Raw genomic sequence first — 25,977 nt, 5'->3', positions numbered from 1 at the left:
GTCTTCCGACACACCGACTAGACTCGCCGCGGTCCGCCGCGCGGACTTCATACTTCGCTCGGAGCGCCCAGACCCCTGGGTCCCGAGCCGACTGGAAGGCCATGATTGTGCTGTTCGCCGAGGCGCAGGGTTCAGGTGGCGGAGGGTATTCCGGCTTTCTGCTCATTCTCGGGGCGTTCGTCCTCATCTACTTCATGATGATCCGCCCGCAGCAGCGCCGCCGCCGGGAAGTGCAGAACATGCAGTCGACGATGGGGGTCGGCGACGAGATCATCACGGTCGGCGGGCTCTATGGCACCGTCGTGAGCATCGAGGACGACAGCGTCCTGCTGGAGATCGCGCCCGGCGTCACCGCCAGATACGCCAAGGCCGCGATCGGCAAGGTGAACCAGAAGGCCGCCAGTGACGACGCCCTCGACGACGAGGCCGCCACCGAGACGATCGAGGAAGAGTCGCCGGCGCCTGGGACCACGCCCAAGTCGCTGGACTGATCGCTGACTGACCGCCGCCACCACCACGAACAAGCACGCCGCGCACCCCGCCGGCGTTAGTGCAGGGAGACCCGACAGCCGTGGCACAACCTCAGGCACCGATGCACCCGGGCCGTCAGCTCGGTGTGCTCGGCACCATCTTCGTTCTGCTCGCCATCTGGGTGTGGTTCGGCGGTGACGGCGGCTGGCGCGACCGGCTTGAGCCGAACCTCGGCCTGGACCTCATCGGCGGGACCACGGTCACGCTGCAGGCGAAGACCGACAACGGCAAGCCGCCCACGAAAAAGCAGATGGAGACCGCCAAGGACATCATCGACAGCCGGGTCAACGGCCTCGGTGTCTCCGAGGCCGAGGTCGTCATCGAGGGCAACTCCAACATCATCGTCTCCCTGCCGGGTAAGAGCGACGACCGGTTGAAGCAGATCGGCCAGACCGCCGAGCTGCGCTTCCGCAAGGTGCTGAACCAGACCACGGACGCCGGTGAGACCGACCCGTCGGCCTCGGCCTCGGCCTCCCCGTCGGCGTCCGGGTCCGCGCCCGCCTCGCCCTCCGCGTCGGCGTCCTCCAGCGCGAAGCCGTCCACGTCGGCCTCGGCGCCCGCGTCCGCGTCCCCCTCGGCACCGGCGTCCTCCGCCGCGCCGTCCGCGTCCGCCTCAGCGGCCGCGTCGGCGTCCTCCGAGGCGCCCGTGGCTCCCGACGTCGCCCAGCTGCGCGCCTCGGTGCAGAAGAAGCTCGGCGACTCCGTCATGGCCGCCGCGATCCAGGAGACCGCACCGGTCGACCTGGCCGCCGACCCGTCGAAGGCCCAGCTCTACGCGCCGTTCAAGACGCTGACCCCCGAAGAGGTCGCGGTCCTGCCGGTGGCGGTGCAGTTCAACATCCCGTACGTGACGTGCGACAAGCTCGACCGGCGCCCGGTCGGCTCGATCCGGGACGACAAGCAGCAGGCCGTCGCGTGCCAGCCCGGCTACAAGTACATGCTCGACGTCGCCAAGGTGCTCGGCACCGACGTGTCCAAGGCCGACTCGTCGATCGACTCGACCAACGGCAAGTGGATCGTCACGATCTCCTTCAAGGGCGGCGGCCAGGACCGGTGGACGGACCTGACCCGCGAGGCGTGGAACAACGGCACCGACAGCTCGCAGGTCGCCGTCGTGCTGGACAACACCGTCGTGTCCGCGCCGGTCATCGAGAGCGTCATCCCCGGCGACGCGCGGATCACCGGCCAGTTCACCAAGCGTGACACCGAGCTGCTCGCCAACCAGCTGCAATACGGCGCGCTCCCCCTGTCCTTCATCCCGCAGGACGCGCAGAGCATCTCCGCCACACTGGGCAGCTCGCACCTGGAGGCGGGCGTCCTCGCCGCCGGCATCGGCCTGCTGCTGGTGGTGCTGTACTCGTTCTTCTACTACCGGCTCCTCGGCCTGGTCATCACGCTCAGCCTGGTGCTGTCCGGCGCGATGGTCTACATGGCCCTGATCATCCTCGGCCGGACCATGGGCTTCACCCTGACGCTCGCCGGGTTCGCCGGCTTCATCGTGTCGCTGGGCGTCGCCGCCGACTCGTTCGTCATCTACTTCGAGCGGCTCAAGGACGAGATCCGCGACGGTCGCAGCCCGCGCAGCGCGGTCCCGCGCGCCTGGGTCCGGGCCCGCCGCACGATCATCTCCGCCAACGCGATCACCCTGCTCGCCGCCGCGGTGCTGTACTTCTTCTCCATCGGCTCGGTCAAGGGCTTCGCGTTCGCCCTGGGCGTCGCGACCATCCTCGACCTCGTCGTCGTGTTCCTGTTCCGCCATCCGATCATGACGTTGTTCGCGCGCAGCAAAGCGTTCTTGTCACCGAGGGTCTCCGGCCTCGGCCGCATCGTCGAGCAGCGTCCAGGCACCGGTGTGGCGCCCTCCGCCCCCCGTCGTAACCGCCCGAAGGAGGTCTGACGATGAGCGGCAAAGGTGGCATCGCAGCCCGGCTCTACCGTGGTGAAGCCAACGTCAACGTCGTCGGTCGCCGGCGGCTCTGGTTCACCGTCGCCGGGATCGCCCTGCTGATCGCGATCGGCAGCATGGCGTTCCGGGGCTTCACGCTCGGCATCGAGTTCGAGGGCGGCAACCAGTACAACGTGCCGTCCAGCGTCGGCTCGCTCGCGTCGGTCGAGAAGGCGTTCGGCGACGCCGGCGTCGAGGTCAAGACCGGCCAGACGGTCGGTGACCAGCAGTACGTCATCAAGACCGAGCTGATCACCGACACCGCCCGGCAGACCGAGATCAAGGAGAAGGTCGCCGACACCTTCAACATCGACCCGAAGCAGATCAGCGACAGCGCCGTCAGCACCTCCTGGGGCGGCCAGGTCACCGAGAAGGCCCTGCAGAGCCTGGTGATCTTCCTGGCGCTGGTGACCGCCTACCTGGTGTTCCGCTTCGAGTGGCGGATGGCCGTGGCGGCGATCGCCTCGCTGCTGCTGGACCTGGTGCTCACCAGCGGCGTCTACTCCCTGGTCGGGTTCGAGGTCACGCCCTCCACCGTCATCGGCTTCCTGACGATCCTCGGCTTCGCGCTGTACGACGTCGTCGTGGTGTTCGACAAGGTGCAGGAGAACACCCGGGGCATCACCGGCAACAACAACAGCACCTACCCGGAGGCCGCCAACCTGGCGGTCAACCAGACCCTGATGCGCTCCATCAACACCGGTCTGGTCGCGCTGCTGCCCGTCGGCGGCCTGCTCTTCATCGGTGCCGGCCTCCTCGGCGCAGGCACGCTGAAGGACCTCGGTCTGGTGCTGTTCATCGGTATGGGCGTCGCGGTCTACTCCTCGATCTTCTTCGCCACGCCGGTCCTCGCGGAGCTCAAGGTCCGCGAGCCGCGCCTGCAGGCGCACGAGACCCGGGTGGCGAACCGCCGCGCGGCGCTCGCCAAGCAGGCCACCCAGGCGCCCGCCGTCGACAGCGACGGCACGCCGATCGGCTCCGGCAAGTCGGCCGAGCGCTCCGAGCTCGCCGGTGCATCGCCGCGCCCCGGTGTCCGCCCCAACAGCCGCCCCGGGCAGCCGAAGCGCCCCCGGGCCGGCGGCAGGCCCGGCAGCGGCCGGCGCTGACCCGTCCCACCCCATCGTTCACCCGGCACGGGCGTCGCTTCGCAGCGGCGCCCGTGCCGCATTGCCGCGGAGGTAACCCGGTGGAGATCTCGGAACTGGTCGCGAGCAAGGTCGTCGACGTGCCCGACTTTCCCAAGCCCGGCATCCTGTTCAAGGACCTGATGCCACTGTTCGCCGACGGCCCGGTGTTCGCCGCCGTCATCGACGCGATCGTCGCCGAGCACGGCGCGGACAGCTTCGACGTGGTCGCCGGGATCGAGGCCCGCGGGTTCGTGATCGCGGCGGCCGTGGCGTACGCCACGGGCAAGGGCGTCGTGCCGGTCCGCAAGGCCGGCAAGCTGCCCCGCGCCACCGTCTCGGCGAGCTACGCCCTGGAGTACGGCGAGGCGGTCCTCGAGGTCCACGAGGACGCCTTCATCGCGGGGGAGCGCGTCCTCGTCGTCGACGACGTGCTCGCGACCGGCGGCACCGCCGCCGCCACCCTCGGACTGGTCGAACGCGCCGGCGGCCGGGTCAGTGGCTTCAGCGTGCTGCTGGAGCTCGCGTTCCTGGGCGGGCGGGCCCGGATCGCGCCGCGTCCGGTTCATGCCCTCCTGACCGTCTCCTGACCATGTGCTGACCATGTCCTGGCAATGTCCGGACCGTTGTTGGGGCCGTCCGTCGGACTGGGAATGTCGGCAGGGGCGGGTACGCTTGCGGTTCATGCGTTGACGGCGATGAGGAGTGGCCGGTGACCGGCGACATCGCATCCCCGCTGGGGGGTACGGTCAAGCCGATGGGCGCTGCGTCGACACCGGAGGCGGTCCACGTGCAGGACGACCAGCAACAGGCACCGCAGGGCAACGAGCCGGAGACGGCCGAGGCCGGCGGGGTGGTGCTGCAGTTCCCGACTCCCGACGGTGTGGTGCACAACCGCCGCTCGACCGACCCCGGCTACAGCCGGCCCGCCGGGCGTGGTGAGTCTGCCGGGCGTGGTGAGTCTGCCGGGCGTGGTGAGCCTGCCGGGCGTGGTGAGCCTGCCGGGCGTGGTGAGCCTGCCGGGTCGTCGGGTCCGCCCGCCGCCGTGCCGTCGCCTGCCGCCGTGCCGTCGCCCGCTGCCGTGCCGTCGCCCGCGCCGCTGCGGCGGGTGGTCGAGGACGGGCCCGGTGAGGACACCGAGGACCTGACCGAGGCCGCCAACTCGATGGCCGGCACCGCCCTGGGCCTGGTCGGCGCCGCGCCCACCGGCCGCCGCGTCCGCGCCCGCCTGGCCCGGTTCAACGCGCCGTGGCAGAGCCCGTCGGTCAGCGAGGTCCTCGAGCCGCTGATCGCGCAGCACAAGGCCAGCCACCCGAAGGCCGACGTGCGGCTGCTGCAGCGGGCCTATGACATGGCCGAGCACTTCCACAAGGGGCAGTACCGCAAGTCCGGCGACCCCTACATCACGCACCCCCTTGCCGTCGCCACGATCCTCGCCGACCTGGGCATGGACACCACGACCCTGGTCGCGGCGCTGCTGCACGACACGATCGAGGACACCGAATACACCATCGAGCGGATCCAGGTCGACTTCGGCGGCGAGGTCACGCTGCTCGTCGACGGCGTCACCAAGCTCGACAAGGTGAAGCTCGGCGACGCGGCGAAGGCCGAGACGATCCGCAAGATGGTCGTCGCCATGGCCAAGGACCCGCGGGTCCTGGTCATCAAGCTCGCCGACCGGCTGCACAACATGCGGACCCTGACCTTCCTGCCCCGCCCCAAGCAGGAGCAGAAGGCCAAGGAGACCCTGGAGATCCTCGCGCCGCTGGCGCACCGCCTCGGCATGAACACGATCAAGTGGGAGCTGGAGGACCTGGCGTTCCGCACGCTGTTCCCGAAGCGGTTCGACGAGATCAGCCGGCTCATCGCCGAGCACACCCCGCAGCGTGACTCGCTGCTGCGCACCGTGACCCAGAAGGTGGCCACCGACCTCAAGTCGGCGAAGATCAAGTCCGAGGTCACCGGCCGGCCGAAGCACCTCTACTCGGTCTACCAGAAGATGATCGTCCGGGGCCGGGACTTCGGCGACATCTACGACCTCGTCGGCGTGCGCATCCTGGTCGACACGGTCCGCGACTGCTACGCCGCACTCGGTGTCATCCACGCGAACTGGCAGCCCGTCCCGGGCCGGTTCAAGGACTACATCGCGATGCCGAAGTTCAACATGTACCAGTCGCTGCACACCACCGTGATCGGCCCCACCGGCAAGCCGGTCGAGCTGCAGATCCGCAGCTACGCGATGCACCGCACCGCCGAGTACGGCATCGCCGCGCACTGGCGCTACAAGGAGTCCAAGAACGCCACGATCGCCGGCCCGCCCGCCCACATCGACGAAATGACGTGGCTGCGGCAGCTGCTGGACTGGCAGCGGGAGGCCAGCGACCCGTCGGAGTTCCTCGACGCGCTGCGCTTCGACCTGTCCAGCCAGGAGGTCTACGTCTTCACGCCGAAGGGCGACGTGATCGCGCTGACCACCGGCTCGACCCCGGTCGACTTCGCCTACGCGGTGCACACCGAGGTCGGCCACAAGTGCATCGGCGCCCGGGTCAACGGCAAGCTCGTCCCGCTCGAGAGCACGCTGTCCAACGGCGACGTCATCGAGATCTTCACCTCGAAGTCGGAGACCGCCGGCCCGACCCAGGACTGGCTGGGCTTCGTCAAGAGCCCCCGGGCCCGGACCAAGATCCGGCAGTACTTCAACAAGGAGCGCCGCGAGGAGGCGATCGAGGCCGGCAAGGAGGCGATCGTCAAGGCCATGCGCAAGCAGGGCCTGCCGCTGCAGCGCCTGCTGACCTCAGAGTCGCTGATGACGATCGCCCGCGAGCTGCACCTCGCCGACGTCGCGGCCCTCTACGCCGCCGTCGGCGACGGCCAGGCCTCCGCCCAGTCGATCGTGCAGCGCCTCGTCGCCGGTTACGGCGGTGAGGAGGGCGCGGTCGAGGACATCGCCGAGACCGCGATCCCGACCCGGCCGTCGCGGACCCGCACCGCCGCCTCCGACCCGGGCGTCGAGGTCCTCGGCGTCGACGACGTCTGGATCAAGCTCGCCCGCTGCTGCACCCCGGTCCCGGGCGACGCCGTCTTCGGCTTCGTCACCCGCTCCGGCGGCGTCAGCGTCCACCGCGACGACTGCGCCAACGCCGGCGACCTCAAGGAGCAGCCGGAGCGCGTGCTCGAGGTCAACTGGAAGCCGACCAGCGCCTCCACGTTCCTCGTCGCCATCCAGGTCGAGGCCCTCGACCGGCACAAGCTCCTCGCCGACGTCACCCGCGTCCTGTCCGAGGAGAAGGTCAACATCCTCTCCGCGACGGTCACGACGACCCGCGACCGGGTGGCGATCAGCAGGTTCAGCTTCGAGATGGCCGACCCGAAGCACCTCAACCACCTGCTGGCCGCGGTGCGGCGCATCGACGGCGTGTACGACGCGTACCGCGTCACCTCCGGCGCCTGACCGGTTCCAGATCGGTCCCCGGACCGGAGCAATGCGAAAGGGCCGCAGCTCGGGTGAGCTGCGGCCCTTCCTGCGGTGTGGAGCGTCAGCTGGCGGGGCTCATCGTCAGGGTCTTGATCTTCACTTCGGTCTTCGGGGCGCCGTCACCGGAGGCGGCCGCGGCGGGGTCGCCGGAGGCGGCGGGGTCCGGCACGGTGCCGGCCTCGGCGACCTTCTTGATCAGGTCCAGGCCCTCGGTGACCCGGCCCAGGACCGTGTAGTCGGCCGACAGGGACTCGATGTCCTTGTAGACGATGAAGAACTGGCTGCCGCTGCTGGCCGGGTTCTGCGTCTTGGCGATCGCGACCATGCCCTCGGTGTACGCGGGGCGGCGGCCGGTCGGCAGGTTCTCCTCGGCGTAGCGGTACGTCGGGCCGCCGAGGCTGGTGCCGGACGGGTCGCCGCACTGCAGGACGTAGATGCTCTGGGTCACCAGGCGGTGGCACTTCGAGTCGTCGAAGAACTTCTTGCTGGCCAGGTACGTGAAGCTGGCCGCCGCGCACGGGGCGTTGGCGGTGTCCACCTTGATCTTGATGGTGCCGACGCTGGTGTCCATCGTCATGATCTGAGACCCGGTGCGGGGCTCGCCGGACGCCGGTGGGGTGCCGACGTCCTTCACCTCCTTGGGGATCTCCGGCGCGGGCGACGCCGACGGGTCGACCAGCGGCAGCCAGGTGCAGCTGGTCGGGGCCGCCGAGGCGGACGCGGCGGCGGAGGCCTCCTCGCCCTTCTTGTCGTCGCCCTTGGTCAGCACGACCACCAGCCACGCCACACCGAGCAGGACAACCAACCCACCGGCCGTTGCGGCGATCGTCGTGTTCCTGCGCCGTCGGCTGGCTGAGCGCTCTGCGCGGTCGGCCATCTCCCGCTCCAGCCGCGCACGCGCTGCGGCGCGCTGGCGGTCCCGGTTGGAGGTCACGGTTGGTACTCCTTGCTCAGCAGGGATTGGGGTGGGATTACGACTTGCTGGAGGCGCTGGCCGACGGGCTCGCGGAGCTCGACGCGGCGGGCGCCGAAACGGACGCGGACGGGGCGGCCGTCGGGTCCTCCTGCGGGGCGACGTCGGTGACCGTCAGTGTGGTGATGTTGGTTGCGTCCTTGGGCTCGCCGTCGGTGGACGCCGCGCCGTCGGCCCCCGGCTTCGTGCCGTCCGCGCCGATCTTGGTGAGGATGTCCATGCCGCCGACGATCGTGCCGAAGACGGTGTAGTTCGGCGGCAGCATGATGTCCTTGAACACCAGGAAGAACTGGCTGCCGTTGGTGTCGACGCCGGAGTTGGCCATCGCGACGGTGCCGGCCGGGTAGAGCACGTTGGGGTCGGCGGCGGCGCTCGGGTCGGCCGAGGGGTCCGCCGACGGGGCGGCGGGCGGCGGGTTGTTCTCGTCCGCGAAGCGGTACGAGGGGCCGCCGCTGCCGGTGCCGGACGGGTCGCCGCACTGCAGCAGCGAGTTGTTGAGCATCCGGTGGCACTTCGAGCCGTCGAAGAACTTCTTGCCGGCCAGGTACGTGAAACTCTCCACCGTGCACTTCGCCTTGCTCGGGTCGAGCTTGACGGTCACGGTGCCCTGGGTGAGCGCGACGCTCATGGTCTTCACGCCGTTGGTGACCACGTCATTGGTCCTCGGCTTGCCGACGTCCTTGACGCCGTCGCCGGCATCGACCGGCGTCCACGAACATTGCGCCACCGGAATCTTCTCGGGGTCGAAACCACCGGTCTTCCAGATCACGGCCAGGACCAGCAGGGTCAGTGCCACCGCCCCGCCGATGCCGGCCTGCCATTGCCGACGACGCCTCGCCGCTGCCGCCCGACGGGCGATCTGCCGCTCGGTCTTCGCCCGCGCCAAGGCGCGTTGCCGGCTCTTACTGGAAGCCACCGGTGCTCCCCTCCAGGAAAATACGTTTGGGTGCCATGTCACACGCCCGCCAGAGTGTACGGGTAGAAACCGGAATGGTGGTCGCCGCCCGGTCACGGTTCGCTGTGCCTGACCTCCGGATAGGGTCTGAGGGGTCATTGCACGGACATCGACGGCTCCATTGATAGGGAGGACAGACGCCTTGCTCGTCGCCGGCTTTCCCGCCGAGGCGTTCGGGACCAACTGCTACGTGGTCGCGCCCGCGCCCGGTGAGCAGTGCGTCGTCATCGACCCCGGGTTCGGGGTCGTCGAGCAGCTCGACGCGGTGCTCGCCCAGCACCGCCTCCAGCCCGCCGCCGTCCTGCTCACCCACGGCCACCTGGACCACACCTTCTCCGTCACGCCGGTCTGTGGCGCCCGCGGCATCACCGCATACATCCACCCGGACGACGGCGAGATGCTCGCCGACCCCGCCAAGGGCCTCAGTGCCGACCTCACGTCGTTGTTCGGCGGCAGGTTCACCTGGGCGGAGCCCGAGGACGTGGCCCCGCTGCAGGACGGGATGATCCTGAAGATAGCCGGGCTGGAGCTGATCGTCGACCACGCGCCGGGCCACACCCGCGGATCCGTGATGTTCCGGTCCGAGCAGGAGTGCTTCACCGGCGACGTGCTGTTCCAGGACTCCATCGGACGCACCGACCTGCCCGGCGGCAGCATGGCGCAGATGATGGCGAGCCTGCGGGACAAGGTGCTCACACTGCCCGACGAGCTCGTCGTGCTGCCCGGCCACGGGCCGCACACCACGATCGGCCGTGAGCGCGCCCGCAACCCGTATCTGCGTGAGGCGTCCAGCGGCGCCCCGAACAAAGGCTGGTAGGAAGCGATGACCCGTCCCACGCCGCTGTCCGGGTTCCCGGAGTGGCTCCCCGAGCAGCGCCTCGCCGAGCAGCAGGTCCTGGACCGGCTGCGCCGCACGTTCGAGCTGTATGGCTTCTCGCCCCTGGAGACGCGCGCGGTCGAGCCCCTCGACCAGCTGCTGCGCAAGGGCGAGACCTCCAAGGAGGTCTACACGCTGCGCCGGCTGCAGGCCGCGGACGGCGACGACGAGCAGCACCTCGGGTTGCACTTCGACCTGACCGTTCCGTTTGCCCGTTATGTCCTTGAGAATGCCGGAAAGCTCCAGTTCCCGTTCCGGCGGTACCAGATCCAGAAGGTGTGGCGCGGCGAGCGCCCGGCGGCGGGGCGCTACCGCGAGTTCCTGCAGGCCGACATCGACATCGTCGACCGCGGCACCCTCCCCGCACACTATGAGGCCGAGATCCCCCTGGTCATCGGCGACGCGCTGCGGTCGCTGCCGATCCCGCCGGTGAAGATCCTGGTCAACAATCGGAAGCTGTGTGAGGGCTTCTACCGCGGGCTCGGTCTCGAGCAGCCCGAAGAAATTCTCAGAATAGTCGACAAACTGGACAAAATCGGTCCAGCCGCTGTTTCGGTCGAAATTCAGAAGGCGGGTGCCAGCGAGGCGCAGGCCGACGCCTGCCTCGCCCTGGCCGCGATCCGGGCCACCGACGCGTCCTTCGCCGACGCGGTGCGCGGCCTCGGCGTCGAGCACCCACTGCTCGACGAGGGCGTCGCGGAACTCGTCGCCGTCGTGGAGACCGCCCGCGAGCACAGCCCCGGCCTGGTCGAGGCGACCCTGAAGATCGCCCGGGGCCTCGACTACTACACCGGCACCGTGTACGAGACCGAGCTCACCGGCTTCGAACAGTTCGGCTCGATCTGCTCCGGCGGGCGGTACGACAACCTCGCCAGCGCCGGCAGCGACGTCTTCCCCGGCGTCGGCATCTCCATCGGCGTGTCCCGGCTGCTCGGCCTGCTGTTCAAGGCCGACGCGCTCAGCGTCTCCCGGCCCGTGCCGACCGCGGTCCTCGTCGCGCTGTGGACCGAGGAGGAGCGCGCCGCCAGCAACCGGATCGCCGCCGCGCTGCGCGCCCGGGGCATCGCGACCGAGGTCGCCCCCGTGCCGGCGAAGCTCGGCAAACAGATCCGTCACGCCGAACGGCGCGGGATTCCGTTCGTCTGGTTCCCCGCCAACGGTGAGCAGCCGGACCAGGTCAAGGACATCCGTTCCGGCGAGCAGGTGCCCGGCGACGCGACCGTGTGGGCGCCCCCGGCCGAGGACATGACGCCGACGCTGCGGTGACAGAATGACTACGACCTGCCCAGCACGAAGGAGAGAGTCCCTGTGATCCGATCCCATGAGTCCGGCACCCTGCGTGGCAGCGACGCCGGCACGACCGTGACGCTCGCCGGCTGGGTGGCCCGCCGCCGCGACCACGGCGGCGTCATCTTCGTGGATCTCCGGGACGCCTCCGGCGTGGTCCAGGTCGTGTTCCGCGAGGACATGCAGGTCGCGCACGCGCTGCGCAACGAGTACTGCGTGCTCGTCACCGGCGAGGTGCGCGCCCGGCCGGCCGGCAACGAGAACCCGGACCTGCCCACCGGCGAGGTCGAGGTCGTCGCCACCGCCCTGGAGGTGCTGTCGGAGGCCGCGCCGCTGCCGCTGCCCGTCGACGACGGCGACGCCGCCAGCGACGACGTGCGCTACCGGTACCGCTACCTCGACCTGCGCCGCTCCGGCCCGCACAAGGCGATGAAGCTGCGCTCCCGGGCCAACCAGATCGCCCGCAACCTCCTCGCCGACCGGGACTTCGTCGAGGTCGAGACGCCGACGCTGACCCGCTCCACGCCCGAGGGCGCCCGCGACTTCCTGGTCCCCGTCCGGCTGCAGCCCGGCACCTGGTATGCACTGCCGCAGTCGCCGCAGCTGTTCAAGCAGCTGCTCATGGTCGGCGGCCTGGAGCGGTACTACCAGATCGCCCGCTGCTACCGCGACGAGGGCTTCCGCGCCGACCGCCAGCCGGAGTTCACGCAGCTGGACATCGAGATGTCGTTCGTCACCCAAGACGACATCATCGAGCTCGGCGAGTCGATCGTGAAGGCGCTGTGGTCCGACCTCGCCGGGCACGAGATCACCGCCGACATCCCGAAGCTGACCTGGCACGACGCGTTGTCGCGGTACGGCTCCGACAAGCCCGACCTGCGGTACTCCGTCGAGCTGACCGAGCTGACGGACTACCTGCGCGGCACCGAGTTCCGGGTGTTCGCCGGCGCGATCGACGCCGGCGGCTACGTCGGCGCGGTCGTCATGCCCGGCGGCGCCGCCCAGACCCGCAAGGAGCTCGACGGCTGGCAGGACTGGGCGAAGGCCCGCGGCGCCCGCGGCCTCGCCTACGTGGTCCTGGACGCCGAGACCGGCGAGCCGAAGGGGCCGGTCGCGAAGAACCTCACCGCCGAGCACCTCGGCGGCCTCGCCGACGCCGTCGGCGCCAAGCCCGGCGACGCGGTCTTCTTCGCCGCCTCCACCGAGCGCCGCGAGGCGCAGGAGCTGCTCGGCGCGGCCCGCATCGAGATCGCGAAGCGGGCCAAGCTCGTCGACGAGTCGGCCTGGTCGTTCTGCTGGGTCGTCGACGCGCCCATGTTCGAGCCGACCGACCCCGAGGCCGGCGGCACCGGCGGCGGCGCGAAGGGCTGGACGGCCGTGCACCACCCGTTCACCTCGCCTAACCGCGAATGGATCGACCGGTTCGAGGAGTCACCGGGCGAGGCCCTCGCGTATGCGTACGACATCGTCTGCAACGGCAACGAGATCGGCGGCGGCTCGGTCCGTATCCACCGCGGCGACGTGCAGCGGCGCGTCTTCGACATCCTCGGCATCGGCGCCGAGGACGCCGCGGACAAGTTCGGCTTCCTGCTCGAGGCGTTCAAGTACGGCCCGCCGCCGCACGCCGGCATCGCCTTCGGCTGGGACCGCATCTGCATGCTCCTCGCCGGCGCCGACTCGATCCGCGAGGTGATCGCGTTCCCGAAGACCGGCGGCGGCTTCGACCCGCTCACCGGCGCGCCGACCCCGATCACCGCGCAGCAGCGCGCCGAGGCCGGCGTGGACGCGAAACCCAAGGCCGCCGCGGCACCCGCTGCGGCACCCGCGGAGGTCAAGGCTTGACGGTGCTTGTGACCGGCGCCTCCGGGTATCTCGGAGGCGCCGTCGCCGCCCGCTGCGGGGCCGTGAAGGCACCCAGGGTGGACATCAGAGACCTGGGTGCCCTGTCGGCATTGTTCGCGTCGGTACGACCAGCGACCGTCGTGCACACGGCCACCACCCTCGGCAACAAGGGCGGATCCCCCGAGGATCTCTGGCCGGTGGTCGCGGCCGGCGCCGCCAACGTGGCGATCGCGGCCCGTTCGGTCGGCGCCCGCCTCGTCCACGTCTCCTCCGACGCGATCTTCGCGGGTCGTGACGCACCGTACACGGAGGCGGACGTGCCGTCGCCGGTGTTCGACTACGGCGCCGCGAAGGCCGCCGCCGAGGAGGCCGTCGCCGCTGTCGACCCGGGCGCGGCCCTGGTCCGCACGTCACTGATCGTCTCCGGTGGCCGTGGCGAGCTTTCCAGGCACGAACGCACCTGCCTGGACCTGGCGAAGGGCGCCGCGTCCGGGGCGCTGTTCACCGACGAGATCCGCTGCCCGATCGCCGTCGACGACCTCGCTGCCGCCCTGGTCAAGGTGGCCGCGACCGACTACGCCGGGGTGCTCAACGTCGCCGGCCCAGAGGCGCTGTCCCGCCACGATCTCGGTGTGCGGGTCGCCTTGAGGCACGGCCTGGACCCCGCCGCGGTGCCCGCATCGACACTCGCCGAGAGCGGCCTGCACCGCCCCGGCAAGGTCGTCCTCGACTCGTCCGCCGCCGTCGGACTGCTCGGCCTCACGCTTCGTAACATCTAGCGAATCTGTTTCGCAGCGCAAACATGTAGGGTCTGGGGCCGTGGACGGCTTGTTTGAGGTGCAGCCCACCGGTGGCGGCGATCCCGCGCACACCGGCGGCTTCGACGACGTCGCCGGCGACGCCCCCCTCGCGGTGCGGATGCGCCCGCGGACCCTGGACGAGCTCATCGGCCAGGAGAAACTCCTGGTGCCTGGCGCGCCGCTGCGGCAGCTCGTCGGCGGGGACGCGCCGATGTCGGTGATCCTCTACGGCCCGCCCGGCTCCGGCAAGACGACCGTCGCGCACCTCGTCGCGGGCGCCACCGACCGGCGGTTCGTGGCCCTGTCCGCGCTGACCTCCGGGGTCAAGGACGTCCGCTCGGTCATCGATGTCGCACGCAAGGAACGCCGCCGCGGCGGCCCGCCGACCGTGCTGTTCATCGACGAGGTCCACCGCTTCAGCAAAACCCAGCAGGACTCGCTGCTGGCCGCCGTCGAGGACCGCACCGTCACGCTGCTCGCCGCGACCACCGAGAACCCGTTCTTCTCCGTCATCAAGCCGCTGCTGTCACGGTGCGTGCTGCTGAAACTGGAGCCGCTGACCGACGACGCGGTCCGCTCCCTCGTCCGCCGCGCCGTGGCCGACCCTCGCGGGCTCGACGGCCGGGTCACGCTCGCCGCGGACGCCGAGGCGCATCTGGTACAGCTGGCGTTCGGCGACGTCAGAAAGGCCCTCACCGCGTTGGAGGCGGCTGCCGGTGCCGCCGTCGCGCAGGGCGCCACCGAGGTCGACCTGGCCACCGCGGAACAGGCCGTCGACGTGGCCGCGCTGCGCTACGACCGGGACGGCGACGAGCACTACGACGTGGTCAGCGCGTTCATCAAGAGCATCCGCGGCTCCGACGTCGACGCGGCCCTGCACTACCTGGCGCGGATGCTGGTCGCGGGGGAGGACGCCCGGTTCATCGCCCGGCGCCTCGTCGTGCACGCCAGCGAGGACGTCGGCATGGCCGACCCGACCGCGCTGCAAACGGCGACGGCCGCCGCGCACGCCGTCGAATACGTCGGACTGCCCGAGGTCCAGATCGTCCTCGCGCAGGCGGTGATCCACCTCGCGCTCGCCCCGAAGTCCAACGCCGTCGTCGTCGCGATCGGCGCCGCGATGGCCGACGTCCGCGCCGGACACGGTGGTGCAGTTCCCGCGCATTTACGCGATTCGCACTACAAGGGCGCATCTGACTTCGGCCACGGCAAAGGGTACAAATATCCCCACGACGATGCCCGAGGCGTTGTCCCGCAACGGTACGCCCCGGAAGGGCTCGACGACCGGGAGTACTACCGCCCTACGGGCCATGGCGCTGAGCGCGCTGTGGCGGAACGATTGCCGAAACTGCGGCGTATCGTGCGGGGGACCACAGAGCCAGCAGCAGGACCTGCGACCGACGGCGTGACCAGCATGGTGGAGGAGCGGCACCGGTGACATCGGGTCGAGACGAGGCCAAGAAGCGGCGTGGCCGCGGCAAGGCCGAAGAAGGCCCGAGCGACGAGGACCTCGGCTGGCTCGCCGAACTCCGCAGCGCCCGAGGCGACGAGGACGCCCTGCAGCAGCCGCCGGCCGCCCCCCGCGCCGGCGACCGCGACGTGCTGGACCAGCCGCCGGCGGACCCGCGCCGCCGCCCCGACCCGCCGCGCCAGGCCGAGCCGACCCAGGCGTGGCAGGTGCCGCGCGAGTCCCCGTCGGGCGGTGTCCCGGCCGCCGGTCGTCGTGGTCCGGCGGAGCCGCCGTCGGGCAGCATTCCCGCGGCCGGCCGTCGTGGTCCCGTGGAGCCGCCGTCGGGTGGTATTCCGGCCGCTGGTCGTCGTGGTCCCGTGGAGCCGCCGTCGGGCAGCATTCCCGCGGCTGGCCGTCGTGGGCCCGCCGAGCGGGAGGCACCGGCGAGCGGGACCTGGCAGGCCGGTCGGCCCGCCGCCGGCAGGAGCGAGCCGGACCGGGAGTCGCCGTCCGGCGGCCTGCCCGCGGGCGGGCGGCGCGCCGCTGAGCGTGAGTCGCCGTCCGGGGGCGTCCCGGCGGGCGGGCGTCGCGCCGCCGAGCCGACCTCCGCCTGGCCCAGGGGGCGGGCCGCGGGTCGTGACGAGGCCGAGCGTGAGTCGCCGTCCGGGGGCGTTCCCGCCCGCGGCCGGGGGAGCGTGCCGGAGCCCGCGGCACCGTGGCAGCCGGAGACCTCACAGTCGTCGGGGCGCCGCGCCGCCCCCGACGCCGGACCGTGGCAGCAAAAGGCCGAACCGGCGGGGCGCCGCGAGCCGTCGACCGGCTCCGTGCCCGCCGGACCGCCGGCAGGTCCCGTGCCGTCCGCCGGTCGCGCGCCCCTGCCTGGTGCCGAGCCCGTGGGCAGAGGCACTGGGGCCGGGCCCGCCGCCGGTCGCATGCCCGTCGCCGGCGCCGCACCGTCCACCGGTCGCCCGTCGGCGTCCGGGGGTGCCCAGGTCCCGGGCCGCCCGCCCGCGCCGGGTGCCGAGTCCGGGGCGAGAGGTCCGGGCGCCGGCCCTGCCGGCCGTCCGTCGGCGTCCGGCACCGGGCCCGTCACGGGCCGCACGTCCGTGCCCGGTGCCGTGCCCGGCTCTGGTCCTGTTCCTGGTCTCGGTGCTGGTCTCGGTGCTGGTCTCGGTGCTGGTCCCGGTGCGGGTGCACGGCCGGGTGCCGGGCCTGTCGCAGCGCCCGGCGGGGTGCCGTCGGCGTGGGACTCGCCGGCCCGCGAAGCACCGGCGGGCGGCCACCGCGCGCCCATCGATGAGCGGCGCGCAGACGACGAGTCGCCGTCGCGTGGCCGTCGGGCCGTGCCGGAGCCGCGGGTTGATGACGAGTCGCCGTCGCGCGGGCGTCGGGCCGTGCCCGAGCCGCGGGTCGATGACGAGTCGCCGTCGCGTGGCCGTCGTGCCGTGCCCGAGCCGCGGGTTGATGACGAGTCGCCGTCGCGCGGCCGCCGGGCCGTGCCGGAGCCGCGTCGCGGCGAGCCCGACCTGGAGCAGAGCGGCGGACGCCGGGCGTTCGAGGCCGCCGCCGCGGAGGTTCCCGGCCGGTACGCCGCCGACAGCACCCCACCGGCGCAGCGCCGCGGCGGGTCCGGCGCCGAGGCGACCGGTCGTTTCGCCGCAGAGCCGGGTGTCGCCGGGTCGCCGGGCAGGGGCGGGCGCGCCCAGGTCGGCGGCGCCCCGATCCAGGCCACGGCAGGTCCCGTCCCCGGCGCCGCGCCGGGCGGACCGGGCGGACCGGGCGGACCGGGCGGCGGACCGAAGGGTGGGCCGCAGCACAGCGCCCAGCACGGTGCCCACGGCGATCCGCACACCCGCGGTCAGGGCGCAGGCCCGCAGGGGCGGTCACAACCGGGCGGCGGGCCGCAGGAGCCCGGCTCCCAGGGTTTCCAGCGCGGCAACGGACCGCAGGGCGCGCCCCGCGGCGGGCCGCAGCAGCGCGGACCCCAGGGCGGACCGCACGGCGGACCACAGGGCGGCCCCGGCGGCCGGCCGTCGCCGTACGGCGTGGTCCGGCAGCCCGGCGAGGCGCCACCGAAGCCGTTCGTGGACCTGGCGCGGTTCGACCGGAACCCGGCGACCACGTACCGGGGGACGGCCACCACCCCGGGCGCGTTCGACTGGGAGTCCACGACGCAGATCGCGCCGTTCGGGCTGCTGCAACTGGCGCAGGCGAAACGGGTCCGGCAGCTGCGTCTCGCCACGATCATCTTCGTGGTGCTCGCGGTCGTCAGCGCGCCCGCGGCGTTCTTCGTGATCCGCGAGTTCACCCGGGACCCGGTGTTCGTCGAGCTCGACAACCTCAACCTGCCCGAGTGGGCGGCCCGGAACCCGACCGACGGTGCCCTCGGCAGCCGGTGGTGCATCCGTGAATGCCGGTCCCGGCAGCGGACGTGGGAGTCGGCGCGCGGGCCGGAGGAGACCAACCGGGCGTTCGTCGGCAAGCTCAAGGACGCCGGCTGGGTCGAGTGGGACATCCCCGACTGCCAGGCGGAGGGCGTCGACGGCATCGAGACCTGCTGGCAGCGCGACGAGTACGTCCTCGACCTGTGGGTGCGTGCCGCCGTCTGTGACGTGAAGAACGCCCGGCCGACGGTGAACCCGTCGCAGCCGCCGGCGTCACCGGGCAAACCGACGGCGAAGGCGCCGGCGAGCCCGGCCACGTCACAGGAGCCCGGCCCGCAGCCGTCCGAGATGGACAGTCCCGGCCCGGCGCCGACCGCGATCTGCCCCCTCGCGGTGGCCACGATCAAGGTCTTCAACCGGATCAGCTACGGCCCTGGTGGGGAGCAGGGCGGCGGTTGACGCCGATACCGGCCGGTCGAGAAGCGCTGCTACATCACGGAGGGTAGGGTTCCTCCGTTGGATGAGCGCATCCACGCGGGTGAAGGAGGTCGGGCGTGTCCACGTCCCTGGGCGGTATCGCGGCGCTGGTCGCGTCGGGTGGTTTTTTCGTGCTCGTGCTCGTGCTCGCCGTGCCGATCCTGCGGGTCCGGCACACGATCGACGCGGCCACCGGCGCGTTGCGCGACGTCGCGGACCAGACGACCCCGATGCTGGAGCGGGTCAACACCACGATCGACAATGTCAACGTGGCGCTCAACCAGGTGCACACCACGCTTGACGGGGTCAACATGCAGCTGGCCCGCATCGACACGATCACCGAGAACGTGTCGCACGTGAGCGCCAACGTCGCCAACCTGTCCACAGTGGTCAGCGCGGCCGCGGCGAACCCCCTGGTGAAGGTCGCCGCGTTCGGTTACGGCGTGCGCAAGGCCGCCGCGAACCGTCGCGCCGCCGCCGACGAGGCCGAGGTTCGCGAGCAGATCAAGCAGTCGCGGCGCAAGCGGGCGTAGTTCGCACCCGGCGCGGCGCCAGTACACCATCCAAAACGAGAACAGAGAGGTTGAGCCATGCGGCGGTTGCTGTGGCTCGGGATCGGACTTGCCGTCGGCGCGCTGGTGGTCCGTGCGGTGACGAAGAAGGCGCAGGCGTTCACCCCGCAGGGCATCGCCGCGCAGGCGCGCGACTCTGCCGCCGGGTTCGCCGGGACGGTCCGCGGATTCGTCGACGACGTCCGCGACGGCATGGCGGAGCGTGAGGCCGAGATCCACGCAGCGTTCACCGATGGTTCGACCCTGGACGAAGACCTTTACCCGGAAGGCCGGCAGCACCGATGAAGACCGCGGAGATCAAGCGTCGTTTCCTCGCCCACTTCGAGGAGGCGGGGCACACGGTCGTGCCGAGCGCGCCGCTGCCGGCGATCGCCGACCCGAACCTGCTGTTCATCAACGCGGGCATGGTCCAGTTCGTGCCGTACTTCCTCGGGCAGCGCACCCCGCCGTATCCGCGGGCCGCGTCGGTGCAGAAGTGCATCCGCACCCCCGACATCGACGAGGTCGGCAAGACCAGCCGGCACGGCACGTTCTTCCAGATGAACGGCAACTTCTCCTTCGGCGACTACTTCAAGGAAGGCGCGATCAAGCTCGCCTGGGAGCTGTCGACGAACCCGGTCGACAAGGGCGGCTTCGGCCTGGACCCGGAGCGGATCTGGGCGACGGTCTACCTCGACGACGACGAGGCGATCGAGCTGTGGAAGAAGATCGGCATGCCGGCCGAGCGGATCGTGCGCCGCGGCAAGAAGGACAACTTCTGGTCCATGGGCATCCCCGGCCCCGCCGGCCCGTGCTCCGAGCTGTACTACGACCGCGGCCCCGCCTACGGCAAGGAGGGCGGCCCGGAGGTCGACGAGGACCGGTACCTGGAGTTCTGGAACCTGGTCTTCATGCAGTACGAGATCGCCAACGTGACGTCGAAGGAAGACTTCGACATCGTCGGTGAGCTGCCGAACAAGAACATCGACACCGGCATGGGCCTGGAGCGCATCGCGTCGATCCTGCAGGGCGTGGACAACCTGTACGAGATCGACGAGGTCAAGCCGATCCTCGCCAAGGCCGCCGAGATGACCGGGAAACGCTACGGGCAGGCCGTGTCGCACGTGGCCGCCGAGTCGCACCCCGACGACGTGCGGCTGCGCGTGATCGCCGACCACGTCCGCACCGCCCTCATGGTGATCTCCGACGGTGTGACGCCGAGCAACGAGGGCCGTGGCTACGTGCTGCGCCGCATCCTGCGCCGCGCGATCCGCTCGATCCGCCTCCTCGGCTGGCACGAGGGGCCGGCGCTGCCGATCCTGCTGCCGATCGCCCGGGACTGCATGGCGCCGTCCTACCCGGAGGTCGCCGCCGACTTCGACCGGATCTCCTCCTACGCGTACGGCGAGGAGGAGGCGTTCCTGCAGACGTTGCGGGCCGGGACGACGATCCTTGACGTCGCGATGAGCGACACCAAGGCGGCCTCGAAGTCCGTGCTGCCGGGGGACAAGGCGTTCCAGCTGCACGACACGTACGGGTTCCCGATCGACCTGACCCTGGAGATCGCCGCCGAGCAGGGCCTCACCGTCGACGAGGACGGCTTCCGCCGGCTCATGGCGGAGCAGCGCACCCGCGCGAAGGCCGACGCGAAGGCCCGTAAGACCGGCCACGCCGACCTGTCGCAGTTCCGTGCCGCGCTCGAGCAGGGCGGGCCGGTCGAGTTCACCGGGTACCGCGAGGTCGCCCGCGAGTCGTCGGTGCGTTCGCTGCTCGGTGTCGCCGCCGCCACCCAGGGCGACGAGGTGTCCCTGGTCCTGGACGCGACCCCGTTCTACGCCGAGGGCGGCGGTCAGATGCCCGACCTGGGCGTCATCACCACCGGCGGCGGCAAGGTCGAGGTCCTCGACGTGCAGACCCCGCTGCCCGGCCTGATCGTGCACCGGGTCAAGGTCCTCGAAGGTGAGATCCGGCCCGGCGAGTCCGCGTTCGCGGAGATCGACACCGCGCGCCGGCGGGCCGTGTCCCGGGCGCACACCGCGACCCACCTCATCCACCAGACGATGCGCAACTTCCTCGGCGAGTCTGCGACCCAGGCCGGTTCGCTCAACGCGCCCGGCCGGCTCCGCTTCGACTTCAACACCCCCGGCGCCGTGCCGCAGAGCGTCCTGACCGACGTCGAGCAGCAGGTGAACGAGGTGCTGCTGCGTGACCTGCTCGTCCACGCGTTCATCACCTCCCAGGAGGAGGCGCGCAAGCTCGGCGCCATGGCGCTGTTCGGCGAGAAGTACGGCGACGAGGTCCGCGTCGTCGAGGTCGGCGACTACGCCCGTGAGCTGTGCGGCGGCACCCACGTCGAACGCTCCAGCCAGCTGGGCCTGGTGAAGATCCTGTCCGAGTCGTCGATCGGCTCCGGGGTACGGCGCGTCGAGGCGCTCGTCGGTCTCGACGCGTTCGGTCACCTGGCCCGGGAGCACGTCCTCGTGTCCCGCCTCGCCGAGTTGTTCCGGGTCCCGGGCGACCAGGTCGCCGACCGGGTCGAGCAGACCGTCGCGCAGCTGCGCGACGCCGAGCGGGAGCTGGAGAAGCTGCGCACCCAGCTCGTCCTCGCCGGCGCCGGCGGGCTCGCCGACACGGCGAAGGACGTCCACGGCGTCGCGTACGTCGGCACCGAGGCGCCCGAGGGCACCTCCGCCAACGAGGTCCGGACCCTGGTCCAGGAGATCCGCGGCCGGATCCCGGCGGACCGGCCCGCGATCGTCGCCGTCACCGCCCGTGCCGGCGGCAAGGCGTCGCTCGTCGTCGGGCTCAACGCCGCCGCGAAGAGCCGCGGGCTGTCCGCCGGTGACCTGGTCAAGGGCGCCCTGTCCGGGCGCGGCGGCGGCAACGCCGACCTCGCGCAGGGCGGCGGCGTGCCGGCCGCGGAGGCACCGAACCTCCTCGCGGCCGTCGAACGCGCGCTGTAAGACACACCGCATGCGGGTAGGTGAATTCGTCGATTCACCTACCCGCCGGCGTTCGCGGGGTGCGCGGTGCGCATAGGGTGCTACCCGTGAGGACTGAGCCGTGGACCCGGGGCCGGCGGATCGGGGTCGACGTCGGCAGTGTCCGCGTCGGGATCGCGATCTGTGACCCCGACGGGATCCTGGCCAGCCCCGTCGCCACGCTGCCGCGCGATCAGGTCACCGAGGGTGACAAGGTTCCATCGGACATATCGGAAATCTTGCGTTTGGTCGCGGAGCACGAAGCGGTGGAGATCATTGTCGGCCTACCAATCAACCTGGCCGGCAACGAAGGGCCCGCAGCGGTCCTGATCAGGCAATATGCCGACCGGCTGGCCGCGCTCGCGGACCCTGTGCCGGTGCTGCTGACGGACGAGAGGATGTCCACCGCGGCGGCAACACGTAGGCTGTCGGAGCGTGGCGTCCGGGGCAGGCGTCAACGCGCGGTCATCGACCAGGTGGCCGCGGTGGAGATCCTGCAACGTTGGCTCGACGCGCGACGGGCCGTTCGCGGCTAAGTGCCAGGAGGCGAAGGACAGATGGGCGAGCTTGACCTGGGCTGGGACGACGAGGAACGGCCCAGTAGACATCGGCGCCGCGCCGCGTCCGCTCCGGCCCGCGGCCGGCGCAAAGGCCGCGGCGGGAGGACCTTCCTCGCGCTCTTCATCAGCCTGGTGGTCTTCGGCGGCCTGGCATACGGGGCGTACATCGGTGTCGACCGGGTCCGGGACATGTTCACCGCTGCCGACTACAACGGCGGCGGCACCGGTGAGGTGACGGTCGAGGTCCTGCCCAACCAGTATGCCGCCGACATCGCCGCCACGCTGGCGGAAAAGGATGTTGTGAAGAGCGCGAAGGCGTTCGTCGAGGCCGCGAAGAAGGACGAGCGCAGCAAGAAGCTGCAGCCCGGCTTCTACAAGCTGCGCAAGCAGATGCGCGCCGCCGACGCCCTGTCGCTGATGCTCGACCCGAAGAGCCGCCTGGTCAACAAGGTCACGCTGCCGGAGGGCCTCACCTTCGTCGACACGTTCAAGAAGCTCTCCGAGGCCACCAAGATCCCCTATGAGGACTTCGAGAAGGCAGCCGCCGACACCAAGGCGCTCGGCCTCAGCGACGTGTGGTTCACCCGGCAGGACAAGAAGGAAGTCGCCAGGAGCATCGAGGGCTTCCTGTTCCCGGCGACCTACGACTTCCCGCCGAACGTCGACGCCACCGGCATCCTGAAGATCATCATCAACCGGTTCAACCAGGAGATCGACGCCACCGGGTTCATCGAGGGCGTGCAGAACGCGCTGCACATCTCGCCCTACGAGGCGCTCATCGCCGCGTCGATCGCGCAGGTCGAGGGCCTCGACAAGGACCAGGAGGGCATCGTGCGGGTGCTCTACAACCGGGTCTACTCGGGCAAGTTCACCTGCAACTGCCTGCAGGTCGACAGCACCGTCAACTACTACCTGCGCATCACCGGCAAGGGCGCGAAGCCCTCGACCGAGCTGCTCAACTCCGAGCTGCACAACAAGAACAACCCGTACAACGCCCACGACGTGCCGGGCCTGCCGATCGGGCCGATCAGCAACCCCGGCACCAGCGCGCTGAAAGCGGCGATCAACCCGCCCAAGCACGACTTCTACTACTTCTGCGCCATCGACACCGCCGGCAACACCGGCTACGCGAAGACGTACTCGGAGTTCCAGAAGATGTGGGAACAGGCGAAGAAGAACGGCGTCAAGTAGGTGCGTGCGGCGGTCCTCGGCAAGCCGGTGAGCCACTCGCGCTCACCGGCGATCCACACGGCCGGCTACGCCGCCGCGGGCCTGCGCGACTGGTCGTACACGGCGATCGAATGCGGTGAACAGGACCTCGCGCCGCTCGTCGCCGGGCTGACACCCGACTGGGCAGGACTGTCGCTCACCATGCCCCTCAAGGAGGTGGCGCTGACGGTCGCGGCGATGGTCGACCCGTTCGCCGCCGCCATCGGCGCCGCCAACACGCTCGTGCGACGCGCCTACGGGTGGCACGCGTACAACACCGACGCCCCCGGCATGGTCCGGGCGCTGCTCGAAGCCGGCGTGGCCCGCACGCCACGGCTCGCCGTGCTCGGCGGCGGCGGGACCGCCCGGGCCGCACTGGCAGCCGCGGCTTCCCTGGCGGCGGACGTCACGCTGTACACCCGCCGCCTTTCCGCCTTTGACGAGCTGCTGCCGGTCGCGTCGGCGCTGGACGTCTCCCTGGAACACGCACCGTGGGACGCGTTGCCCTCGTGCACGTCCTACCCCGTGGTGATCTCCACGGTGCCGAAGGGCGCGGCCGACTCGCTGGCGGTCGCCGACTGGTCCGGGCGGCCCGTCGTCTTCGACGCGATCTACGAGCCGTGGCCGACGCCGCTGGCCGCCGCGGCCTCGGATGCTGGGTGCGCGATCGTGTCCGGGCTGGATCTGCTGCTGTGGCAGGCCGTCGACCAGTTCGAACTGTTCACCTCCACGAAAGCGCCGGTCGCGGCGATGCGGGCGGCGCTTCGTCCCGCCTGACGGGCTGGCGTTACCTCACTGTGGGAAGTGTCGTGCCCGCGTGACATGCTTGCCGACGTGTTGCGCTGGTTGACCGCAGGTGAGTCGCATGGCCCGGCACTCGTCGCGATCCTGGAGGGTGTTCCCGCCGGCATCGAGTTGACGAGCGCGTCAGTGGCGGCAGAGTTGGCCCGTCGACGCCTCGGCTACGGCCGTGGCGCGCGGATGGCGTTCGAGCAGGACGAGGTCGAGTTCGTCGGCGGCCTCCGCCACGGGCTCACCCTCGGCAGCCCCGTCGCGATCCGCGTCGGCAACAGCGAATGGCCGAAGTGGGAGACCGTCATGGCGGCCGACCCCGTCGACCCCGAGCTGCTCGCCGCGCAGGCCCGCAACGCGCCGCTGACCCGCCCCCGGCCCGGCCACGCCGACCTCGCCGGCATGCAGAAATACGGGCACACCGACGCCCGGCCGATCCTCGAGCGCGCCAGCGCTCGCGAGACCGCCGCCCGCGTCGCCGTCGGCACCGTCGCCAAGGCCCTGCTCCGCCAGGCCCTCGGCGTCGACATCGTCTCCCACGTCATCGAGCTCGGCTCCGTCGCCGCCAAACCCGGCCTGCTGCCCCGCCCCGAGGACTTCGACCGCCTCGACGCCGACCCGCTGCGCTGCCTCGACCCCGACGCCAGCGCCCGCATGGTCGAAGAGGTCGACGCCGCGAAGAAGGACGCCGACACCCTCGGCGGCATCGTCGAGGTTTTGGCATACGGGGTGCCGCCGGGCCTCGGCAGCCACGTCCAGTGGGACCGCAAGCTCGACGCCCGCCTCGCCACCGCCCTCATGTCCATCCAGGCGATCAAAGGCGTCGAGATCGGTGACGCGTTCACCCAGGCCCGCTCCCGCGGCTCCCAGGCCCATGACGAGATCATCCCCACCGCCGACGGCGTCCGCCGCGTCACCGACCGGGCCGGCGGCCTCGAAGGCGGCATCACCACCGGCGAGCCGCTGCGGGTCCGCGCCGCGATGAAACCGATCTCCTCGCTCAACCGCGCCCTGCAGACCATCGACATCGTCACCGGCGAGCCCGCGACCGCCATCAACCAGCGCTCCGACGTGTGCGCGGTCCCGGCCGCCGCCGTCGTCGCCGAGGCGATGGTCGCGCTCGTCCTCGCCGAGGCCGCCCTGGAGAAGTTCGGCGGCGACTCCGTGCCCGAGATCCGGCGCAACGTCACCGGATACCTGTCGAACCTGGTGATCCGGTGAGCCCGCGCGCGGTGATCGTCGGACCGCCCGGCGCCGGCAAGACCACCGTCGGGGCGCTGCTCGCGTCGTCGCTCGGCGTGCCGTTCCGCGACGTCGACGCCGACATCGAGGCCACCGCCGGCAAACCGATCCCGGAGATCTTCATCGACGACGGCGAGGAACACTTCCGCGCCCTGGAACGGGCCGCGGTCGCCACCGCGCTGTCGACGTTCGACGGCGTCCTGGCCCTCGGCGGCGGCGCGATCCTGGCCGCCGAGACCCGGGACCTGCTGACCGGGCACACGGTGGTGTACCTGTCGGTGGAACTGTCCGACGCGGTGTCCCGGGTCGGGCTGGGCGCGGGGCGGCCGCTGCTGGCGCTCAACCCGCGGGCGACGCTGAAGTATCTGCTGGACCAGCGGCGGCCGCTGTATGAGCAGGTCGCCACGGTCACCGTCGTCACCGACGGCCGGGAGCCCGAGGACATCGTGACCGAGTTGGCAGGCAAGCTGTGACCGCGCCCGCTGGGTCTGTCGACGGCGCTGGGTCTTCTGGCGGTGCTGG

21 protein-coding genes are annotated in these 25,977 nt (G+C 71.2%); 19 read left to right on the top strand and 2 right to left on the bottom strand.

Annotation, left to right across the window (positions count from 1 at the left end):
- The first annotated feature begins 107 nt into the window (after positions 1-107).
- The 5 genes from yajC to AB0K00_RS06825 all read left to right on the top strand — a co-directional run bounded on the left by yajC (position 108) and on the right by AB0K00_RS06825 (position 7,051).
- Positions 108-491 carry a preprotein translocase subunit YajC gene (yajC, locus tag AB0K00_RS06845; protein WP_363517612.1) on the top strand — a complete coding sequence of 128 codons (384 nt, stop codon included), beginning with the start codon at positions 108-110 and terminating at the stop codon, positions 489-491.
- A gap of 80 nt (positions 492-571) precedes the next feature.
- The gene (gene secD, locus AB0K00_RS06840; protein ID WP_363516543.1) at positions 572-2,428 is read left to right on the top strand and encodes a protein translocase subunit SecD; all 1,857 of its coding nucleotides are present in this window, start codon (positions 572-574) and stop codon (positions 2,426-2,428) included.
- 2 nt (positions 2,429-2,430) lie between these two features.
- Positions 2,431-3,582: a protein translocase subunit SecF gene (gene secF / locus AB0K00_RS06835; protein ID WP_363516540.1), complete on the top strand. Its 1,152-nt coding sequence runs from the start codon at positions 2,431-2,433 to the stop codon at positions 3,580-3,582.
- A gap of 53 nt (positions 3,583-3,635) precedes the next feature.
- Positions 3,636-4,190 carry an adenine phosphoribosyltransferase gene (locus AB0K00_RS06830; protein WP_363516537.1) on the top strand — a complete coding sequence of 185 codons (555 nt, stop codon included), beginning with the start codon at positions 3,636-3,638 and terminating at the stop codon, positions 4,188-4,190.
- A gap of 167 nt (positions 4,191-4,357) precedes the next feature.
- On the top strand, positions 4,358-7,051 hold the full coding sequence (locus AB0K00_RS06825) for a bifunctional (p)ppGpp synthetase/guanosine-3',5'-bis(diphosphate) 3'-pyrophosphohydrolase (RefSeq protein WP_363516534.1): 2,694 nt from the start codon (positions 4,358-4,360) through the stop codon (positions 7,049-7,051).
- A gap of 85 nt (positions 7,052-7,136) precedes the next feature.
- On the opposite strand, the gene AB0K00_RS06820 is transcribed toward AB0K00_RS06825, so the two are convergent.
- Positions 7,137-8,009, bottom strand: coding sequence for a peptidylprolyl isomerase (locus tag AB0K00_RS06820; protein ID WP_363516531.1), 873 nt, complete (start codon positions 8,007-8,009; stop codon positions 7,137-7,139).
- A 37-nt stretch (positions 8,010-8,046) separates the two neighbouring features.
- Positions 8,047-8,964 (bottom strand): peptidylprolyl isomerase, encoded by a 918-nt coding sequence (locus tag AB0K00_RS06815; RefSeq protein ID WP_363516528.1) that lies wholly within the window; start codon positions 8,962-8,964, stop codon positions 8,047-8,049.
- Between the two features lie 181 nt (positions 8,965-9,145).
- Between AB0K00_RS06815 and AB0K00_RS06810 the strand changes: the two genes are divergently transcribed.
- The 14 genes from AB0K00_RS06810 to AB0K00_RS06745 all read left to right on the top strand — a co-directional run bounded on the left by AB0K00_RS06810 (position 9,146) and on the right by AB0K00_RS06745 (position 25,928).
- Complete coding sequence (locus AB0K00_RS06810) at positions 9,146-9,820, top strand: MBL fold metallo-hydrolase (protein WP_363516525.1); 675 nt, start codon at positions 9,146-9,148, stop codon at positions 9,818-9,820.
- A gap of 6 nt (positions 9,821-9,826) precedes the next feature.
- Positions 9,827-11,146, top strand: coding sequence for a histidine--tRNA ligase (gene hisS, locus AB0K00_RS06805; protein ID WP_363516523.1), 1,320 nt, complete (start codon positions 9,827-9,829; stop codon positions 11,144-11,146).
- 42 nt (positions 11,147-11,188) lie between these two features.
- On the top strand, positions 11,189-13,009 hold the full coding sequence (gene aspS, locus AB0K00_RS06800; RefSeq protein ID WP_363516520.1) for an aspartate--tRNA ligase: 1,821 nt from the start codon (positions 11,189-11,191) through the stop codon (positions 13,007-13,009).
- Between the two features lie 2 nt (positions 13,010-13,011).
- Positions 13,012-13,788, top strand: a complete 777-nt coding sequence (locus AB0K00_RS06795; protein WP_363517610.1) for a sugar nucleotide-binding protein — start codon at positions 13,012-13,014, stop codon at positions 13,786-13,788.
- Between the two features lie 58 nt (positions 13,789-13,846).
- On the top strand, positions 13,847-15,247 hold the full coding sequence (locus AB0K00_RS06790) for a replication-associated recombination protein A (RefSeq protein ID WP_363517607.1): 1,401 nt from the start codon (positions 13,847-13,849) through the stop codon (positions 15,245-15,247).
- On the top strand, positions 15,244-18,102 hold the full coding sequence (locus tag AB0K00_RS06785; RefSeq protein ID WP_363516517.1) for a hypothetical protein: 2,859 nt from the start codon (positions 15,244-15,246) through the stop codon (positions 18,100-18,102). Before AB0K00_RS06790 ends, AB0K00_RS06785 begins: the two co-directional genes overlap by 4 nt.
- Positions 18,103-18,197: 95 nt before the next feature.
- Positions 18,198-18,653 carry a DUF948 domain-containing protein gene (locus tag AB0K00_RS06780; protein ID WP_363516514.1) on the top strand — a complete coding sequence of 152 codons (456 nt, stop codon included), beginning with the start codon at positions 18,198-18,200 and terminating at the stop codon, positions 18,651-18,653.
- Between the two features lie 57 nt (positions 18,654-18,710).
- Entirely contained in the window at positions 18,711-18,977 is a 267-nt protein-coding gene (locus AB0K00_RS06775; RefSeq protein ID WP_363516511.1) for a hypothetical protein, read from the top strand.
- A complete protein-coding gene (gene alaS / locus AB0K00_RS06770; RefSeq protein ID WP_363516508.1) occupies positions 18,974-21,634 on the top strand; it encodes an alanine--tRNA ligase in 2,661 nt (886 codons plus the stop codon). The genes AB0K00_RS06775 and alaS overlap by 4 nt, the downstream gene beginning before the upstream one ends.
- 86 nt (positions 21,635-21,720) lie before the next feature.
- The gene (gene ruvX / locus AB0K00_RS06765) at positions 21,721-22,188 is read left to right on the top strand and encodes a Holliday junction resolvase RuvX (RefSeq protein ID WP_363516505.1); all 468 of its coding nucleotides are present in this window, start codon (positions 21,721-21,723) and stop codon (positions 22,186-22,188) included.
- 21 nt (positions 22,189-22,209) lie between these two features.
- Entirely contained in the window at positions 22,210-23,403 is a 1,194-nt protein-coding gene (mltG, locus tag AB0K00_RS06760) for an endolytic transglycosylase MltG (RefSeq protein ID WP_363516502.1), read from the top strand.
- On the top strand, positions 23,404-24,198 hold the full coding sequence (locus AB0K00_RS06755; protein WP_363516499.1) for a shikimate dehydrogenase: 795 nt from the start codon (positions 23,404-23,406) through the stop codon (positions 24,196-24,198).
- A gap of 57 nt (positions 24,199-24,255) precedes the next feature.
- Positions 24,256-25,434: a chorismate synthase gene (gene aroC / locus AB0K00_RS06750; protein ID WP_363516497.1), complete on the top strand. Its 1,179-nt coding sequence runs from the start codon at positions 24,256-24,258 to the stop codon at positions 25,432-25,434.
- Complete coding sequence (locus AB0K00_RS06745; protein ID WP_363516494.1) at positions 25,431-25,928, top strand: shikimate kinase; 498 nt, start codon at positions 25,431-25,433, stop codon at positions 25,926-25,928. The genes aroC and AB0K00_RS06745 overlap by 4 nt, the downstream gene beginning before the upstream one ends.
- Positions 25,929-25,977 lie beyond the last annotated feature (49 nt).

It is taken from the genome of Dactylosporangium sp. NPDC049525 (assembly GCF_040676755.1).
Taxonomy (GTDB): Bacteria; Actinomycetota; Actinomycetes; order Mycobacteriales; family Micromonosporaceae; genus Dactylosporangium.
The sequence above is the reverse complement of the archived record's forward strand: the minus strand, read 5'-3'. Positions and strand labels throughout refer to the sequence as shown.

What these genes read in the sequence shown, in the direction of transcription:
- secF (WP_363516540.1), top strand. Translation starts at nt 2,431, where the DNA reads ATGAGCGGCAAAGGTGGCATCGCAGCCCGGCTCTACCGTGGTGAAGCC.
- AB0K00_RS06825 (WP_363516534.1), top strand. Translation starts at nt 4,358, where the DNA reads ATGGGCGCTGCGTCGACACCGGAGGCGGTCCACGTGCAGGACGACCAG.
- hisS (WP_363516523.1), top strand. Translation starts at nt 9,827, where the DNA reads ATGACCCGTCCCACGCCGCTGTCCGGGTTCCCGGAGTGGCTCCCCGAG.
- AB0K00_RS06775 (WP_363516511.1), top strand. Translation starts at nt 18,711, where the DNA reads ATGCGGCGGTTGCTGTGGCTCGGGATCGGACTTGCCGTCGGCGCGCTG.
- alaS (WP_363516508.1), top strand. Translation starts at nt 18,974, where the DNA reads ATGAAGACCGCGGAGATCAAGCGTCGTTTCCTCGCCCACTTCGAGGAG.
- mltG (WP_363516502.1), top strand. Translation starts at nt 22,210, where the DNA reads ATGGGCGAGCTTGACCTGGGCTGGGACGACGAGGAACGGCCCAGTAGA.